Here is a 15,214-nt window from a genome sequence, read left to right on the forward strand (position 1 = left end):
AAGTCACCATGTCCGATATTGCAAGTCAATCGCAATAATGTGACGATCTATCCTCCCCCGCCAGGGGGAGGACTGCGCTTCAATCCGGGAGCGGGCCGTTTTCCTCCAGAACCCGGCCGGCGAGGTAGAGCGAGCCGAGGATGAGGACGATCGGCGGGCGGGCGCGGTCGGCATGACGGGCGATCCAGCCGAGCGCGGCGCGCGGATCGGCGGCGGCGAGGGCGGGGAGGCCGAGCGCGCGGGCCTGGGCGGCGAGCGTGGCGGGGCTGTGATGATCATGGCCGGGCACCGGCACGCCATGGATGGTCGCCGCGCGTCCGGCGAAGGGGCGGAGAAGGCCCGCCGGATCCTTGTTCGCCAGCATTCCCAGGATGATGTGGAACGGCCGCTCGGCGGGCACATGCGAGCGGAAATGATCCGCCACCGCCCGGCCCGCCGCCGGATTATGCCCACCGTCCAGCCAGAGTTCGGCGCCTTTGGGCAGCAGATCGACCAGGGGCCCATTGCGAAGCTGCTGCAGCCGCGCAGGCCAGTCCGCCCAGCCCATTGCGGCCCGATAAGCGGAGGCGGGGATCTCCACCAGCGACTGGTGTCGCAGCATGGCGATCGCAAGGCCGGCGTTCATCGCCTGATGCGCGCCGGGCAGACGGGGGAGGGGAACATCGACCCGACCCGCCCCGTCCCGGTAATGGAGCCGGTCGCGATAGACGACGGCGTCCCACTTGCCGCCCTTCGGTAGCCAGTCCGCCCCGCGCGCGGCGGCGACCTCGCCCACACGTTGCGCGATGGCGGCGGGGTACTGCATGGTCACCAGCGGCACATCCGCGCGCGCGATCCCCGCCTTTTCTGCCGCGATGTCCTCGATCCGGTCGCCCAGGAACCCCTGATGATCGAGGCCGAGCTGGACGATGCCGGTAACGGCCGGCCGGAGCATGACGTTGGTGGCGTCGAGGCGTCCGCCGAGGCCGACTTCGATCACGCAGGCGTCGGCCGGCGTGCGGCTGAAAGCGAGGAAGGCGGCGGCCGTCGTCACCTCGAAGAAGCTGGCGTGGAGATCGGCGGCGTGGTTCAGCACCTCCTCCAGCAACTGGGCGAGGTGATCGTCCTCGATCAGCCGGTCGGCGAGACGGATCCGCTCGTTGAAGCGGACGAGGTGCGGGCTGGTGTAGACATGCGCGACCTTGCCCGATGCCTGCAAGGCGGCACGCAAGTAGGCGCAGGTCGAACCTTTTCCGTTGGTCCCGGCGACATGAAAGGCGGGCGGCAGACGGAGATGCGGATTGCCGATCCGGTCGAGCAGCGCGGTGATGCGATCGAGTCCGAGTATGTCCGCGCCGGGAGAGAGCGACCAGAGGCGGTTCAGCTGGGTCTGAACGGCGGGAGAGGCGGAGGTGGCGAAGTCAGGCATTCCAGCGCCGCCTTTACAGCAAAAAGCTTCGTTCGTGCTGAGCGAAGTCGAATACGGGTCGAGGGTCGGTTTACCTTACCCGTCCTTCGACTACGCTCAGGACGAACGGGTGATCGTTGCCATGTCTTAGTTCACCGCCGCTGGAGCGAGGTAGCCGATGAGGCTCGCCAGCCGCTCGCGCAGCTGGTGGCGGTGGACGACCATGTCGAGCATGCCGTGGTCGAGGAGGTACTCCGCGCGCTGGAACCCCTCAGGCAGCTTCTCCCTGATTGTGCTCTCGATCACCCGCTGACCGGCGAAGCCGATGAGCGCGTTGGGTTCGGCGAGCTGGACATCGCCCAGCATCGCATAGCTGGCAGTGACTCCGCCCGTGGTGGGATCGGTCATCACCACGATATAGGGCAGCCCCGCCTCGTGCAGCTCGGCGATGGCGACCGTGGTCTTCGGCATCTGCATGAGGGAGAGGATGCCCTCCTGCATCCGGGCGCCGCCCGCCGCTGTGAAGATGATGTAGGGGCAGCGGGCCGCGATCGCCGCACGGATCCCGGCCAGGAAGGCGGCACCCACCGCCTGGCCCATGGATCCGCCCATGAAGGCGAAGTCCTGCACGCCGACGACGGCGCGCTGGCCGTCGATTGTACCCTCGGCGTTCTGGAGCGCATCGGTCTCGCCGGTCGCCGCGCGGGCGGCCTTGATGCGATCGGGATAGCGCTTGGTATCGCGGAACTTCAGCGGATCCTCGGCAACCTCGGGCGAGGGGAGGACCGTCCAGCTGCCCGGATCGAACAGGTTCTCGAACCGCACCTTCGGCCCCACACGATCGTGATGATCGCAGCGCGGGCAGACGTACTGGTTCTCCTCATGCTCCTTGACGAAGATCATCTGCCCGCAGGCGGAGCATTTGTGCCAGAGGTTCTCCGGCGTATCCCGCTTGGCGATGAACGGGATCGACTGGCGGACGCGGGTGAGCCAGCTCATGCGGCCTCCTTCTGGGGTTCGAGCGCGGCGCGCAGGCCGGCGACGAGTGCGCGGACCGGCTCGGCGGCGGCGCTGCCATGCTGACCGATGATGTCGACGATCGCCGAGCCGACGACCACGCCATCCGCCACACGACCGATAGCACGCGCCTGATCCGGCCCGCGCACGCCAAAGCCGACGGCGATGGGCAGGTCGGTCGCGGCCTTCAGACGGGCGACCGCGTCTTCGATCGAGGTCTGCGCCGCCTGCTGCTGTCCTGTCACGCCGGCGACCGACACATAGTAGAGGAAGCCGGACGCGCCATCGAGGACGGCCGGCAGGCGCGCCGCATCGGTGGTGGGGGTGGCGAGGCGGATGAGGTGCAGGCCGGCGTCGCGGAGCGCGGGGCCGAGTTCCACGTCCTCCTCCGGTGGGATGTCGACGCAGATCACGCCGTCCACGCCCGCATGAGCGGCGGCATCCGCGAACCAGTCGGAGCCCCGCCTGATCATCGGGTTGGCGTATCCCATCAGGATCAGCGGTGTCTCCGCATGGCGCGTGCGGAAGCGGGCGGCGATGGCAAGGATGTCGGCCGTCGTCGTTCCCGCCGCCGCCGAGCGCAGGTTCGCCAGCTGGATCGCGACGCCGTCCGCCATCGGATCGGTGAAGGGCATGCCCAACTCGATGATGTCGGCACCCCCTGCGACGAGCGCGTCAAGGATGGCGTCGGTGTCGGCGGGGGAGGGGTCACCCGCTGTCACGAAGGTGACGAGCGCGGCACGGCCTTCCGCCCGGCAGCGCGCGAAGGTGGAGGATACACGGTCGGTCACAGCTTCACCCCCAGGCTGTCCGCGACGGTGAAGATGTCCTTGTCGCCGCGACCGGAGAGGTTGACGAGGATGATCTGGTCGTCGCGCATCTCGCGGGCCTTGGCGGGCACGGCGGCGATGGCGTGGCTGCTTTCGAGGGCGGGGATGATCCCCTCGGTGCGGCAGAGGAGCTGGAAGGCGTCGAGCGCCTCCTTGTCGGTGACGCCCTCGTACTTCACGCGGCCGATGTCGTAGAGCCAGCTATGCTCCGGCCCGATGCCGGGGTAGTCGAGGCCAGCGGAGATCGAATGCGCCTCGGTGATCTGGCCGTCCTCATCCTGGAGGAGGAAGGTCTTGTTCCCGTGAAGGACGCCGGGGGTGCCGCCGGCCAGGCTGGCGGCGTGCTTGTCGGTGTCGAGGCCCTCGCCCGCCGCTTCGATCGCGAGCATCTCCACCTCGGGATCGTCGAGGAAGGGATGGAACAGGCCGATCGCGTTCGATCCGCCGCCGACGCAGGCGACGAGCAGGTCGGGAAGCCGTCCCTCGGCCTCGATCATCTGCTGGCGGCTCTCATGGCCGATCACCGACTGGAAATCGCGGACCAGCTCCGGATAGGGATGGGGGCCGGCGGCGGTGCCGATGATGTAGAAGGTGTCATGGACGTTCGCGACCCAATCGCGCAGCGCCTCGTTCATGGCGTCCTTCAGGGTCCGCGATCCGCTCTCCACGGCGCGCACCTCGGCCCCCAGCAGGCGCATGCGGAAGACATTCGGCTGCTGTCGCTCGACATCCTTGGCGCCCATGAAGATGGTGCAGGGCAGGCCGAAGCGCGCGGCGACGGTTGCGGTCGCGACGCCATGCTGGCCCGCGCCCGTCTCTGCGATGATCCGCTTCTTGCCCATGCGGATGGCGAGCAGGATCTGGCCGATGCAGTTGTTGATCTTGTGCGCGCCGGTGTGGTTCAGTTCCTCGCGCTTCAAATAGACCTTGGCGCCCATGCCGGGGGCGGCGCTCTCGCGGATGGCTGCGGTCAGGCGCTCGGCATAATAGAGGGGGCTGGGGCGGCCGACATAGTGCGTCATCAGGCCGTTCAGCTCTTCCCCGAAGGCCGGGTCCGCCTTGGCCGCGCGATATTCGCGCTCCAGGTCGAGGATCAGCGGCATCAGCGTCTCGGCGACGTAGCGGCCGCCGAACTGGCCGAAATGCCCGCGTTCGTCGGGCTGCGCGCGCAGGGTGTTGGCGATGGTCATGTGCGTGGGCGTTTAGGCCGATGATGGCGAGGTGTCGAGATTGGCATCATCCCCCCTGCGCGGAGCGTGGGGAGGCGGACCATGCGCAGCATGGTGGAGGGGTGCTCCCCACCCGGTACGCAGCACCCCTCCACCATTTGCTTTGCAAACGGTCCCCCTCCCCATCTTCGATGGGGAGGGGGTTAGAGGATCGAAATGGCTTTCAGAAACGCGGTAATCTTTGTCACGTCCTTCACCCCCGGCGCACCTTCGACGCCTGAGGAGACGTCGACCAGCCGCGCGCCGGTGATCCCCACCGCCTCTACCACATTGTCCGCATCCAGCCCGCCGGAGAGCGCCCAAGGGAGAGGGTGCGCGAAGCCTTCCAGAAGGCGCCAATCGAAGCGGAGGCCCATGCCGCCGGGGAGCGTGCCCTCCGGAGTCCTCGCGTCGTAGACGATACGATCGGCGGCGCCGGTGAAGGCACGGGCGGCGTCGAGATCGGCGCGGGTGCGGACGGATACCGCCTTCCAGACCTCGCGGTCGAAGCGCGCCCTGATCGCCGCAGCACGTTCCGGTGCTTCGCTGCCGTGCAACTGGATGGCCGAGAGATGCGGCACCGTGCGCGCGAGAAGGGCATCGTCCGGGTTCACGAACACGCCTACGGCTTTCACGCGATCGGGAAGGCGCGCGGCAAGGGCGGCAAGTCGATCGGGATCGAGATTGCGCGGGCTCTTCGGGAAAAAGACGAAACCGACATGGCTGGCCCCGCCCGCCACAGCCGTGTCGATCGCCTCAGGGGTGGAGACCCCACAGATCTTGGCCTGAACACGAGCCACGGGTTCAGAGCGTCGCTTCGATCGCGCGCGCGGCGGCGTCGGGGTCTTCGGCGGCGGTGATCGGCCGGCCAATGACGAGGATCGAGGCGCCGGCGTCGAGCGCGGCGCGAGGCGTCATCACCCGCTTCTGGTCGCCGATGCTGCTGCCCGGCGGCCGGACCCCGGGGACGACGAAGAACCCCCCAGGCCAGGCCTTCTTCGCCGCCGCCACTTCGTTGCCGGAACAGACGATGCCGTCGATGCCGGCCTGATGCGCAAGTTCGGTCAGCCGCAGGACATGGTCGTGCGGGTCGCCGGAAACTCCGGTGTCGCGCAGGTCCTGGGTGTCGAGGCTGGTCAGCATGGTGACCGCGACCACCTTGGTCTTGGGAGAAGCCGCAGCCTTCGCGTCCTCCATCATCGCTCGGCCGCCGCCGGCGTGGACCGTCAGCACGGCGGGTTCGAGGCCGTGAAGCGCCTGCACCGCCTTGGCGACGGTGTTGGGGATGTCGTGGAACTTGAGATCGAGGAAGATCGGCAGGCCGATCGCCGCCATCTCGTGAACGCCGTGCTGGCCGTGCGCCATGAAGAATTCGAGGCCGAGCTTCAGCCCGCCGACATGGTTGCGGATGCGCGTCGCCAGCGCCTTGGCCCGGCCAAGATCGGTCGTGTCGAGCGCGACGAAGATCGGGCGCATCAGGGAACCAGCGGCGGGGCAGGGGCGGGGATCGGCGCGCCGACGACCGGGTCAGTGGGACCATGCGGATCGACGAGCGGCGGCGTTCCCTGTTCGGCAAGCGCGCGTTCTGCCTCCACCCGCCGCCGCAGCCGCCAGAGCGTGGCGCGGTGGAGGATCAGGCCGGGGATGAGGCCCAAGAGGAAGACGGCGAGGAGGAGCACCGGCAGCTTCACGACCAGATCGAGGGTGCCCCAGAGGTGGACCGGCACCCCTTCCCAATTGCGATAGGCAAAGGCGGCGAGGACGACCGCCACCACCATCCAGAACAAGGTGCGCAGGAATTGCATCCCCGCACGCTAGAGGAGAAAAGCGGGCGGGTGAACCCCGGCGAAGGCGGCGGCGGCCAAGTGCTTCCCAAGGGCGCGGCCATCCCCTAGATCAGCGCCATGACCTCGACGAACGACATCCGCCGCTCTTTCCTCGACTATTTCGGAGGCGAGGGGCACCAGATCGTGCAGTCGGCGCCGCTGGTGCCGTTCAACGATCCGACGCTGATGTTCGTGAACGCCGGCATGGTGCCTTTCAAGAACGTGTTCACCGGGCTGGAGACGCGGCCGTACCAGCGGGCGGTGTCGAGCCAGAAGTGCGTGCGTGCCGGCGGCAAGCACAACGACCTCGACAATGTGGGTTATACCGCGCGGCACCACACTTTCTTCGAGATGCTCGGCAACTTCTCGTTCGGCGATTATTTCAAGGAACGGGCGATCAGCCTCGCCTGGAACCTGATTACCAGGGAATGGGGCATTTCGCCCGATCGGCTGACCGCCACGGTCTACCACACAGACGACGAGGCGTTCGATCTCTGGAAGAAGATTGCGGGCCTGCCCGAAAGCCGGATCATCCGCATCCCGACCAAGGACAATTTCTGGGCGATGGGATCGGACGGGCCGTGCGGGCCCTGTTCCGAGATCTTCTACGATCATGGCGACCATATCTGGGGTGGCCCGCCGGGCTCGGCCGAAGAAGATGGCGATCGATTCACCGAGATCTGGAACCTCGTCTTCATGCAGTATGTGCAGGAGGCGGACCAGATCATCGGCGACCTGCCGAAGCCTTCGATCGACACCGGCATGGGGCTTGAGCGTGTCGCCGCCGTCCTGCAGGGGGTTCACGACAATTACGATACGGACACCTTCAAGGCACTGATCGCCGCTTCTGGCGAACTCACCAAGACGGCGACGGATGGCGAGTTCAAGGCCAGCCACCGGGTGATCGCGGACCATCTCCGTTCGGCAGGGTTCCTGGTGGCGGATGGCGTGCTGCCGGCAGCCGAGGGGCGCGGCTATGTGCTGCGGCGGATCATGCGCCGCGCGATGCGTCATGCCCGCCTGATCGGCGCGTCCGAGCCGTTGATGCATCGGCTGGTGCCGGCTTTGGTGGCGGAGATGGGCGCCGCCTATCCGGAGCTGGTCCGGGCGCAGCCGCTTATCGAAGAGACGCTGAAGCTGGAAGAAACCCGCTTCCGCCAGACGCTCGACAAGGGCCTCGGCCTTCTCGACGAGGCAACGGCGAGCATGGTGGAGGGCGACGTCCTGCCCGGCCAGACCGCGTTCAAGCTCTACGACACCTACGGCTTCCCCTATGATCTGACCGAAGACGCGCTGCGTCCGATGGGCATGAGCGTCGATCGGGCCGGCTTCGACGCGGCGATGGCGGAGCAGAAAGCGGCGGCGCGCGCCGCGTGGAAGGGATCGGGCCAGAAGGCGTCGGAAGAGGTCTGGTTCGACATCGACGAGCAGTTCGGCGCGACCGAGTTCACCGGCTATGTCGCCAGCGAAGGCGAGGGGCAGGTGCTCGCGCTCGTGAAGGACGGGGTGCGCGTGGACAGCGCCTCGGCAGGCGATACGGTGATCGTCGTCACCAACCAGACGCCCTTCTACGGCGAGAGCGGCGGCCAGGCGGGGGACGCCGGGATCATCAGCAACGACAAAGGCTTGCGGATCGTCGTTGACGATACGTCGAAGCCGCTCGGGCGCATCATCGCGCATCACGGGACGGTAGAGGCGGGGACGATCACGGTCGACAGCAGCGTCGCGCTCTCCATCGACGCGGTGCGCCGCAGCCAGCTGCGCGCCAACCATTCCGCGACGCACCTGCTGCACGCCGCATTGCGCCGCCATCTGGGCGGTCATGTCTCGCAGAAGGGCAGCCTCGTCGCGGCGGAGCGGCTGCGCTTCGACTTCTCGCACCCGAAGGCGATGACGCCGGAGGAGATCGCGGCGGTCGAGGCCGAGGTAAACCAGCATATCCGCGAGAACGACGACGTCGCCACCCGCCTGATGACCCCGGACGAGGCGATCGCGGCGGGCGCAATGGCGCTGTTCGGTGAGAAATACGGCGACGAGGTGCGCGTGCTGTTCGATGGGCAAGCTGACGGACGGCAGCTACTCGGTCGAGCTTTGCGGTGGCACGCATGTCTCGGCGCTCGGCGACATCGCCCTGTTCAAGATCATCTCCGAAAGCGCGGTCTCCTCCGGCGTGCGGCGCATCGAGGCGTTGACCGGCGAGGCGGCGCGGCAGTGGCTGACGGCGCGCGAGGAGCGGCTGAAGGAAGCCGCTGCCGCGCTGAAGGCCCAGCCCGAGGATGTGCCGACGCGCGTCGTCAGCCTGCTGGAAGAACGTCGCCGGTTGGAGCGGGAACTGGCCGAGGCGAAGAAGGCGCTGGCGCTGGGCGGCGGAGGCAAGACCGAGGCGGCGGGGCCGGAGCAGGTCGGCGGGCGCGGGTTCATCGGTCAGGTCATCGAAGGCCTCGATCCCAAGGGTTTGCGCGGCCTTGTTGACGACGCCAAGAAGCGCGTCGGATCGGGCGTCGCCGTGCTGGTCGCGGTCAACGAGGGCCGTGCCTCGGTGGCCGTCGGCGTAACCGACGACCTGCTGCCGGGTGTCAGCGCGGTCGATCTGGTCAAGCCGGCGGTCGCGGCCCTCGGCGGGCAGGGCGGCGGGGGCCGCCCCGACATGGCGCAGGGCGGTGGGCCGGACGGGGCCAAGGCCGGCGACGCGGTCGATGCGGTAAGGCAGGCACTGGCGTCTCTGGCTCAGGCGGCCTGACCTCGACGCGGTGATCCTCTTCGCCGCATTCCATTTGGCTGCGGCCGCGCCGCCCTCCATCGCTTCGGGCATCTACGGGAATGTCCGGATGAGCCGGAAGACGGGCGACCTCGGCGGCATCGAGATCGCGGTGCATGCCGATGATGCCGCTCCCTTTGCCGAGGTCGTCGTGTGCGAAGGGTGGTGCAACGAGGGCCGCCGTGTGGTGCTGGAACGGACGGCGGAGGGCTTCGCGTTCGATTTCGTCGAGGTCGTGGAAGGGGGCGAGGGGGAGGTGACCTTCCGCTCGCGCATGACGATAAGGCCGGCGGGGAAGGGCATCGCGATCACATCGACCGGAGACGTGGTTCAGGAGGCGCGGCTCCCACGACTCAAGACGGCGTTTGGTCTGGCCGTCGCCGAGACGTGCCGCGACGATTGCGGGACTAAACCCTAGGCGCCTTCCGCAACATCCCTCAGCCGACGCCCGCGGATCGGCGGCTCGCGGTCGACCTCGGCCATCTCCATGATCTTGGCGCGGAGTTCGGCGCGCTTTTCGTGGATGGAGGCGATGACCGGACCCATGGCGAGGCCGAGGTCGACGAGCACCGCCTCCGACAACTGCAACGAGGATTCGAGCGTTTCGGGGACCGCGTCGGTGACGCCGGCCTTGTAGAGTTCGGCGGCATGGTTGGGATCGCGGGCGCGGGCGATGATGGTGAGATCGGGGTGAAGCGCTCGGATCTGTCGTGTGATGCGAACGGTCTGCGCCGGATCGTCCATCGTCAGGATGATCGCGCTGGCCGCACCGACGTCGAGCCGGTCAAGCATACCAGGACGCGAGATGTCGCCCATCATCGCGGTATAGCCGCGCTTCCGCGCCTTCAGCACCGTGTCGACATTGGCATCGACGGCCAGATACGGCCTTTCATGCGCGATCAGCATCTGCGCGACGAGACGCCCGACACGACCGAAACCGATGATAAGCGCGCGCGGCCCCTCGCTGCTGGGCACCGCCTCGTCATCCTTCGCCTCCCGCCGTTCAACGCGCTGCGCGACCGCTTGACCTGCCTTGGCGAGGAGCGGCGTAATGGTGAGGCCGATCGCGGTTACGATCTGCCAGAATTGGGCGGTGCTCGCCTGGATCAGCTGCGCCTGCACCGCAGTCGCCAGCACGATGAGGGTGGTCTCCGACGGAGAGGACATCAGGAGACCGGTTTCCGCCGCCACCCCACGGCCAAAGCCGGAAAGGCGCAGCAGCACGCCAGTGATCACCGCCTTCACGATGATTACACCCGCGACAGCGAGGATCAGCGTGTCCCAGAGTGCGATGATCTGCCGGATGTCCACGCTCATGCCAACGGTAATGAGGAAGACGCCGAGGGCGAGACCCTTGAAGGGCTCGGTGATGACCTCGACCTCGGTATGGTACTCGGTCTCGGCGATGAGCAGGCCGGCGAGCAATGCGCCGACGATGGGCGAGAGGCCGACAGCCGTGGTCGTGATGCTGGCGAGGATCACGACGAGCAGGCTCGCCGCGAGGAACAGTTCCGGGCTCTTGGTCCGGGCCGCCTGACTGAACAGCGGCGGAAGCGCGACGCGGCCGATGATGAAGAGGACGCCGACGGTAAACGCGCCGAGGATCAGCGTTTGGCCGAGTTCGGTCCATCCCGCCCCTGCCTGCGGTGCCATCGCGCCCAAGGCGAAGATGATCGGCACCAGCGCCAGATCCTCGAACAGCAGCATGGAGAAGGCGGCGCGGCCGACATGGCTGGTCATGCCCGCCATCGGGAGGACGAGCGCGGTCGATGAGAGGGCAAGGGCGAGACCCAGGCCGATCGAACCCGACCAGTTCTGACCGATGACCATCAGGGAGAGCGCGAGGGCACCTGCGGACAGGAGCAGTTCCGACGCACCCAGCCCGAACACCCGCTGTCGCATCGACCACAGGCGCCGAAATGACAGCTCCAGCCCGATCGAGAAGAGGAGGAGGACGATCCCGAACTCCGCGAAGGGCTCGATCGAATGCGGATCGGTGATGGTAATGTAGTAGAGCCATGGAACCTGCGACACCAACGAGCCGAGCCCCGCCGGGCCGACAAGGATGCCGACCAGGATGAACCCGATGACGGGGTTGATGCGGAAGCGCGCGAAGGTCGGGATGACCAGACCGGCGGCGCCGAGGATGACGAGGGAGTCGCTAAACGCGTCGGATTGGATCGGAAGGGCCACGATACGGTTCTAAGCAGCAGGATGCCGGAAACGCCAGCTTTGGCATTGGTATTCTGAACGAAGGTGCCGGATTATCGGCCGCCACACGGCCACGGAGACAGCTTTGCCCCATCACACGCCGCTGATCGGCACCATCGTCGCGGGCATCGTCCTCGCCTTCCTGTTCGGCGCGGTGGCCTCTCGCCTGCGGTTGCCGCCCTTGTTCGGCTATCTGGTGGCGGGCATCGCGGTTGGCCCCTTCACGCCAGGCTATGTCGCCGACCAGGGGCTGGCCAACGAACTGGCAGAAATCGGCATCATTCTCTTGATGTTCGGCGTGGGTCTTCATTTCTCATTGAAGGACCTGATGGCAGTCAGGAAGATCGCGGTGCCGGGCGCGCTGGTGCAGATCGCCGTGGCGGTGGCAATGGGAGCGGGGCTGGCGCACATCCTCGGCTGGGGCCTTGGCGTCGGGCTGATGTTCGGACTTGCGCTGTCGGTCGCCTCCACCGTGGTGCTGCTCCGCGCGATGCAGGAACGGCGCCTGCTCGACACGGATCGCGGGCGGATCGCGGTCGGCTGGCTGATCGTCGAGGATCTGGTGATGGTGCTGGCACTCGTGCTTGTCCCCGCACTGGCGCGGGGCGGGGAGGAGAGCAACCTGCTGCTCACCCTCGGGATAACGATCGCCAAGGTGGGGGCGTTCATCGCCTTCATGCTGATCGTGGGAAGGCGGGTGGTGCCCTGGCTGCTCCACTTCGTCGCGCATACGGGATCGCGCGAGCTGTTCCGCCTTTCGGTGCTGGCGATCGCGCTGGGCGTGGCGTTCGGGGCGGCGATGCTGTTCGGCGTGTCCTTCGCACTGGGGGCTTTCTTCGCGGGGATGATCCTGGCGGAATCGCCGCTCAGCCACCGGGCGGCGGAGGAGACGCTGCCGCTGCGCGATGCCTTCGCGGTGCTGTTCTTCGTCTCGGTCGGCATGTTGTTCAACCCTGCGGTGGTGGTCGCGGCGCCCTTTGCTCTGGCGGCCACGGTGTTCATCATCGTGATCGGCAAGTCGCTCGCCGCGCTCGCCATCGTGCGCGCGTTCGGACGCGACGGCAAGACAGCGCTGACGATCTCGGCCAGCCTCGCGCAGATCGGCGAGTTCTCGTTCATTCTCGCGGGGTTGGGAACCGACCTTGATCTTCTGCCTGATGTCGGCCGCGACCTCATCCTTGCCGGGGCGATCGTTTCCATCCTGCTCAACCCCATGCTGTTCGTGCTGATCGACAAGATCGGCGCGAAGGTGGTGAAGGAGGACACCGACCACGCGATCGGCACGTCCGTGGTGAAGCCGTCCAACGGGCATGTCGTGCTGGTCGGGCATGGTCGTGTAGGCGCGATGGTCGCGGATGGGCTGATCGAAGCGAAAGAAAGGATGACCCTCATCGAGCTCCAGCCCGATCGCGCCGACCTGCCCAAGGGAGACCGCGTGCGGGTCGTTGTCGGCAATGCGGTGCAGGACGACGCGCTGAACCGTGCCGACCTCGCCCATGCCCGCCTGATCTGCATCGCGATCCCCGATGCGTTCGAGGCCGGCCAGGTGGTGGAGCGGGCCCGGGCGATCAACCCCGAGATCCGCATCGTCGCGCGCGCCCACGGGGAGGCCGAGGTCGCGCACCTGACCCAGAAGGGGGCGACCAGCACCTTCTACGGCGAGGCGGAGATCGCCAGGCGCATGATCGACGAGGCTCTGGTCGGCGCGTGAGCACGACCGAGCCGCTTGTGATCGTCGGCGGCGGTCCGGCGGGCATGATGGCCGGATTGCTGTTCGCGCGCGCCGGCGTGCCCGTCACGGTGCAGCGGGCGATTCACCAGCGCGTGCTGGGTGCCGCGATTGCCAAGCTCAACCCGCGCGCACCGCTGACGGTCCGCCTCCTCGATCGTGCCCCGCTGCTGCGGCGTATTCCGGGGCGGGTGCTTGGCCTTGGTATCCGGGGCGAGCACATCCGCTCGCCCGTTTCTCACTAGGGTCCGGACTCACAACCACCAGATGACGGTGGCGGCGAGGGCGATGGCGCCCATGAAGTTCTTGATGTTGCGATCGAAGCGGGTGGCGAGCCGCCTCCAGTCCTTGAGGCGGCAGAACATGCGCTCGATGACGTTGCGCTGTTTGTAGATGGTGCGGTCGTAGTCGTACTGGACCTTGCGGTTGCAGCGCGGCGGGATGACGGCCTGGGTGCCGCGCTGGTCGAGCCACTCGCGCAACTCCTGACTGTCATAGCCCTTGTCGGCGACGAGTTCGACGGATGGGGGCAGCGCCGCGATGCAGGTCTTGGCGACCTTGCAGTCGTGGACGTTGCCGGGCGTCAGCAGGAGGACGTGAGGGCGGCCCTTGGCGTCGCAGACGGCATGGACCTTGGTGTTCCGGCCGCCTTTGGTGCGGCCGATACCATGGGCCAAGGCCCCCCTTTTCCACCGCCTGCGCAGCGGTGGACCTTGATGCAGCTGCTATCGATGAACAGCCGGTCCGGCGCGTCGTCGGCGCCTGCCAGCGCGCTGAAAATCCCCTCCCAGATGCCGCGCTCGGACCAGCGCACGAAGCTTGTAGAGCGTCTTCTTTGGCCCGTACACGTCCGAGCAGTCCACCCAGCGACCGCCGCAGCGGAGCGCATGCACGATCCCGCTCAGCACCCGGCGATCATCCACACGTGCCTTGCCGCGAACGTCCGTCGGCAGCAGTGGTGCGATCCGCTCCCACTGCGCATCGGAAAACCAGAAGAAATCAGCCATTCCACCGCCTCCACACCAACGCAGTGAATCACGATCCAAGCGGTAGCAAAAGCCGTTATTGGGTCCGGACCCTAGGCCGTAGACTCATAAGCTCGGAGCCACAGCCGCATTGAGGCGAGCTGGACCATGGCAAGGAACTTGGCGGCGAGCTTGTCGTAGCGGGCGGCGACGCGGCGGAAGTGCTTCAGCTTGGGGAAGAAGCGCTCGATGAGATTGCGCTCGTGGTAGAGCCGCTTGCTGAAGCACGGTTTCCAACGTCGGTTGCTCTTGGGCGGGATGTTGGGCGTGGCACCTTGGTCCTGGATCAGCTCGCGGATACGATCGGCGTCATAGGCCTTGTCGGCCAGCAAGATGGTGCGCGGGCCGAGGTGGTCGAGCAGCGCATCTGCGATCTGCCCATCATGTGCCTGTCCGGCGGTCAGACCGAGCCGGATCGGGAGGCCCTGCGCGTCGACGACGACATGGATCTTGGTCGTGAGCCCACCTCGGCTGCGACCGAGACAGTGATCTGCACCCCCCTTTTTGCCGTCGCGGCCTGCTGGTGGGTGCGAACGGAAGTGCTGTCGATCATCTGGATGGCACCGTCATGCGCGGCGGTGACGGCGTCCATCAGCCGGTCCACACGCCCGCTTTTCGCCATCGCACGAAGCGATTGTAGCAGGTGGTGCGCGGGCCGTAGCGCTCGGGCAGGTCACGCCACGGCGCTCCAGACCGCAGCACCCAGAAGATGCCGTTCAGCGTGCGGCGGTTGTCCACGCGCGGCACGCCTCGCGGCTTGTTGGGCAGCAGCGGTTCGATCACGCGCCACTCGAAATCGGTCAGATCATATTGGCTCATGCCGATGCTGAATCACATCGGCTGCAAACGGCCAAAGCTATTCCGACGCGAAGACCCAAATCGTCGGAACGCCATAGCGCTTCGCCCACTCACAGGCCGCTTCGACCGCCAGTGAGAGATCAACATCGTGCTCGGAAAGCGATCCGTAGCCTACCCACTCGCCAGCCGCGTTCCAGGCGGCCCCGCTGCCGAAGAACAGGCCGTCCGTCTCCTCGACGTAAAGCCACGGCTGATGGTCCGCCAACGAGGGGCGTTCAGCTCCGGCCGCGAGGCGCACGATCTCAACCACAGCGACTTGGTGCAGCGCCAATCCTCCAAATGCAACGGCGCCGTCCGCTCACGGCATGTTTATGGGTTCACGGCCTAGAGAAAAGGCCGCGCCCTGTGGGCGCGGCCTCTTTCCC

12 protein-coding genes and 3 pseudogenes are annotated in these 15,214 nt (G+C 67.1%); 4 read left to right on the forward strand and 11 right to left on the reverse strand.

Annotated elements, in window-relative coordinates; translation table 11 throughout:
• Nucleotides 1-79 precede the first annotated feature (79 nt).
• From ACM608_RS08330 to ACM608_RS08360, 7 genes are all read right to left on the reverse strand, one after another.
• On the reverse strand, nt 80-1,408 hold the full coding sequence (locus tag ACM608_RS08330) for a bifunctional folylpolyglutamate synthase/dihydrofolate synthase (protein ID WP_419682760.1): 1,329 nt from the start codon (nt 1,406-1,408) through the stop codon (nt 80-82).
• A 126-nt stretch (nt 1,409-1,534) separates the two neighbouring features.
• The gene (gene accD, locus ACM608_RS08335; RefSeq protein WP_419682761.1) at nt 1,535-2,386 is read right to left on the reverse strand and encodes an acetyl-CoA carboxylase, carboxyltransferase subunit beta; all 852 of its coding nucleotides are present in this window, start codon (nt 2,384-2,386) and stop codon (nt 1,535-1,537) included.
• Nucleotides 2,383-3,195: a tryptophan synthase subunit alpha gene (trpA, locus tag ACM608_RS08340; protein ID WP_419682762.1), complete on the reverse strand. Its 813-nt coding sequence runs from the start codon at nt 3,193-3,195 to the stop codon at nt 2,383-2,385. The genes accD and trpA overlap by 4 nt, the downstream gene beginning before the upstream one ends.
• Nucleotides 3,192-4,424, reverse strand: coding sequence for a tryptophan synthase subunit beta (trpB, locus tag ACM608_RS08345; RefSeq protein ID WP_419682763.1), 1,233 nt, complete (start codon nt 4,422-4,424; stop codon nt 3,192-3,194). Before trpB ends, trpA begins: the two co-directional genes overlap by 4 nt.
• A gap of 182 nt (nt 4,425-4,606) precedes the next feature.
• A complete protein-coding gene (locus ACM608_RS08350) occupies nt 4,607-5,242 on the reverse strand; it encodes a phosphoribosylanthranilate isomerase (protein WP_419682764.1) in 636 nt (211 codons plus the stop codon).
• 4 nt (nt 5,243-5,246) lie between these two features.
• The gene (pyrF, locus tag ACM608_RS08355) at nt 5,247-5,921 is read right to left on the reverse strand and encodes an orotidine-5'-phosphate decarboxylase (protein ID WP_419685141.1); all 675 of its coding nucleotides are present in this window, start codon (nt 5,919-5,921) and stop codon (nt 5,247-5,249) included.
• Entirely contained in the window at nt 5,918-6,247 is a 330-nt protein-coding gene (locus ACM608_RS08360) for a hypothetical protein (RefSeq protein WP_419682765.1), read from the reverse strand. Before ACM608_RS08360 ends, pyrF begins: the two co-directional genes overlap by 4 nt.
• 99 nt (nt 6,248-6,346) lie before the next feature.
• Here ACM608_RS08360 and alaS point away from each other — a divergent pair.
• Nucleotides 6,347-9,008 (forward strand): annotated as a pseudogene (gene alaS / locus ACM608_RS08365) (alanine--tRNA ligase).
• 10 nt (nt 9,009-9,018) lie between these two features.
• Entirely contained in the window at nt 9,019-9,444 is a 426-nt protein-coding gene (locus ACM608_RS08370; RefSeq protein ID WP_419682766.1) for a hypothetical protein, read from the forward strand.
• Here ACM608_RS08370 and ACM608_RS08375 read toward each other — a convergent pair.
• The gene (locus ACM608_RS08375; RefSeq protein WP_419682767.1) at nt 9,441-11,219 is read right to left on the reverse strand and encodes a cation:proton antiporter; all 1,779 of its coding nucleotides are present in this window, start codon (nt 11,217-11,219) and stop codon (nt 9,441-9,443) included. The two genes, ACM608_RS08370 and ACM608_RS08375, sit on opposite strands and share 4 nt — an antisense overlap.
• 103 nt (nt 11,220-11,322) lie before the next feature.
• Here ACM608_RS08375 and ybaL point away from each other — a divergent pair, with 103 nt between their 5' ends.
• Together ybaL and ACM608_RS08385 are read left to right on the forward strand one after the other, a co-directional pair.
• Nucleotides 11,323-12,948: a YbaL family putative K(+) efflux transporter gene (gene ybaL / locus ACM608_RS08380; protein ID WP_419682768.1), complete on the forward strand. Its 1,626-nt coding sequence runs from the start codon at nt 11,323-11,325 to the stop codon at nt 12,946-12,948.
• Nucleotides 12,945-13,211, forward strand: coding sequence for an FAD-dependent monooxygenase (locus ACM608_RS08385; RefSeq protein WP_419682769.1), 267 nt, complete (start codon nt 12,945-12,947; stop codon nt 13,209-13,211). The genes ybaL and ACM608_RS08385 overlap by 4 nt, the downstream gene beginning before the upstream one ends.
• A gap of 9 nt (nt 13,212-13,220) precedes the next feature.
• Here the strand turns inward: ACM608_RS08385 and ACM608_RS08390 are convergent.
• From ACM608_RS08390 to ACM608_RS08400, 3 genes and pseudogenes are all read right to left on the reverse strand, one after another.
• A pseudogene (locus ACM608_RS08390) lies at nt 13,221-13,973 on the reverse strand (IS5 family transposase).
• A gap of 71 nt (nt 13,974-14,044) precedes the next feature.
• Nucleotides 14,045-14,810, reverse strand: a pseudogene (locus ACM608_RS08395) (IS5 family transposase).
• Between the two features lie 37 nt (nt 14,811-14,847).
• Entirely contained in the window at nt 14,848-15,099 is a 252-nt protein-coding gene (locus ACM608_RS08400) for a hypothetical protein (RefSeq protein WP_419682770.1), read from the reverse strand.
• Nucleotides 15,100-15,214 lie beyond the last annotated feature (115 nt).

This window comes from Sphingomonas sp. ID0503, from assembly GCF_048565625.1.
Lineage (GTDB): Bacteria > Pseudomonadota > Alphaproteobacteria > Sphingomonadales > Sphingomonadaceae > JBLZUR01.

Bases quoted from the DNA above. Each gene is read 5' to 3' on its own strand.
- ACM608_RS08330 (WP_419682760.1), bottom strand. From the start codon at position 1,408: ATGCCTGACTTCGCCACCTCCGCCTCTCCCGCCGTTCAGACCCAGCTG.
- accD (WP_419682761.1), bottom strand. From the start codon at position 2,386: ATGAGCTGGCTCACCCGCGTCCGCCAGTCGATCCCGTTCATCGCCAAG.
- trpB (WP_419682763.1), bottom strand. From the start codon at position 4,424: ATGACCATCGCCAACACCCTGCGCGCGCAGCCCGACGAACGCGGGCAT.
- ACM608_RS08360 (WP_419682765.1), bottom strand. From the start codon at position 6,247: ATGCAATTCCTGCGCACCTTGTTCTGGATGGTGGTGGCGGTCGTCCTC.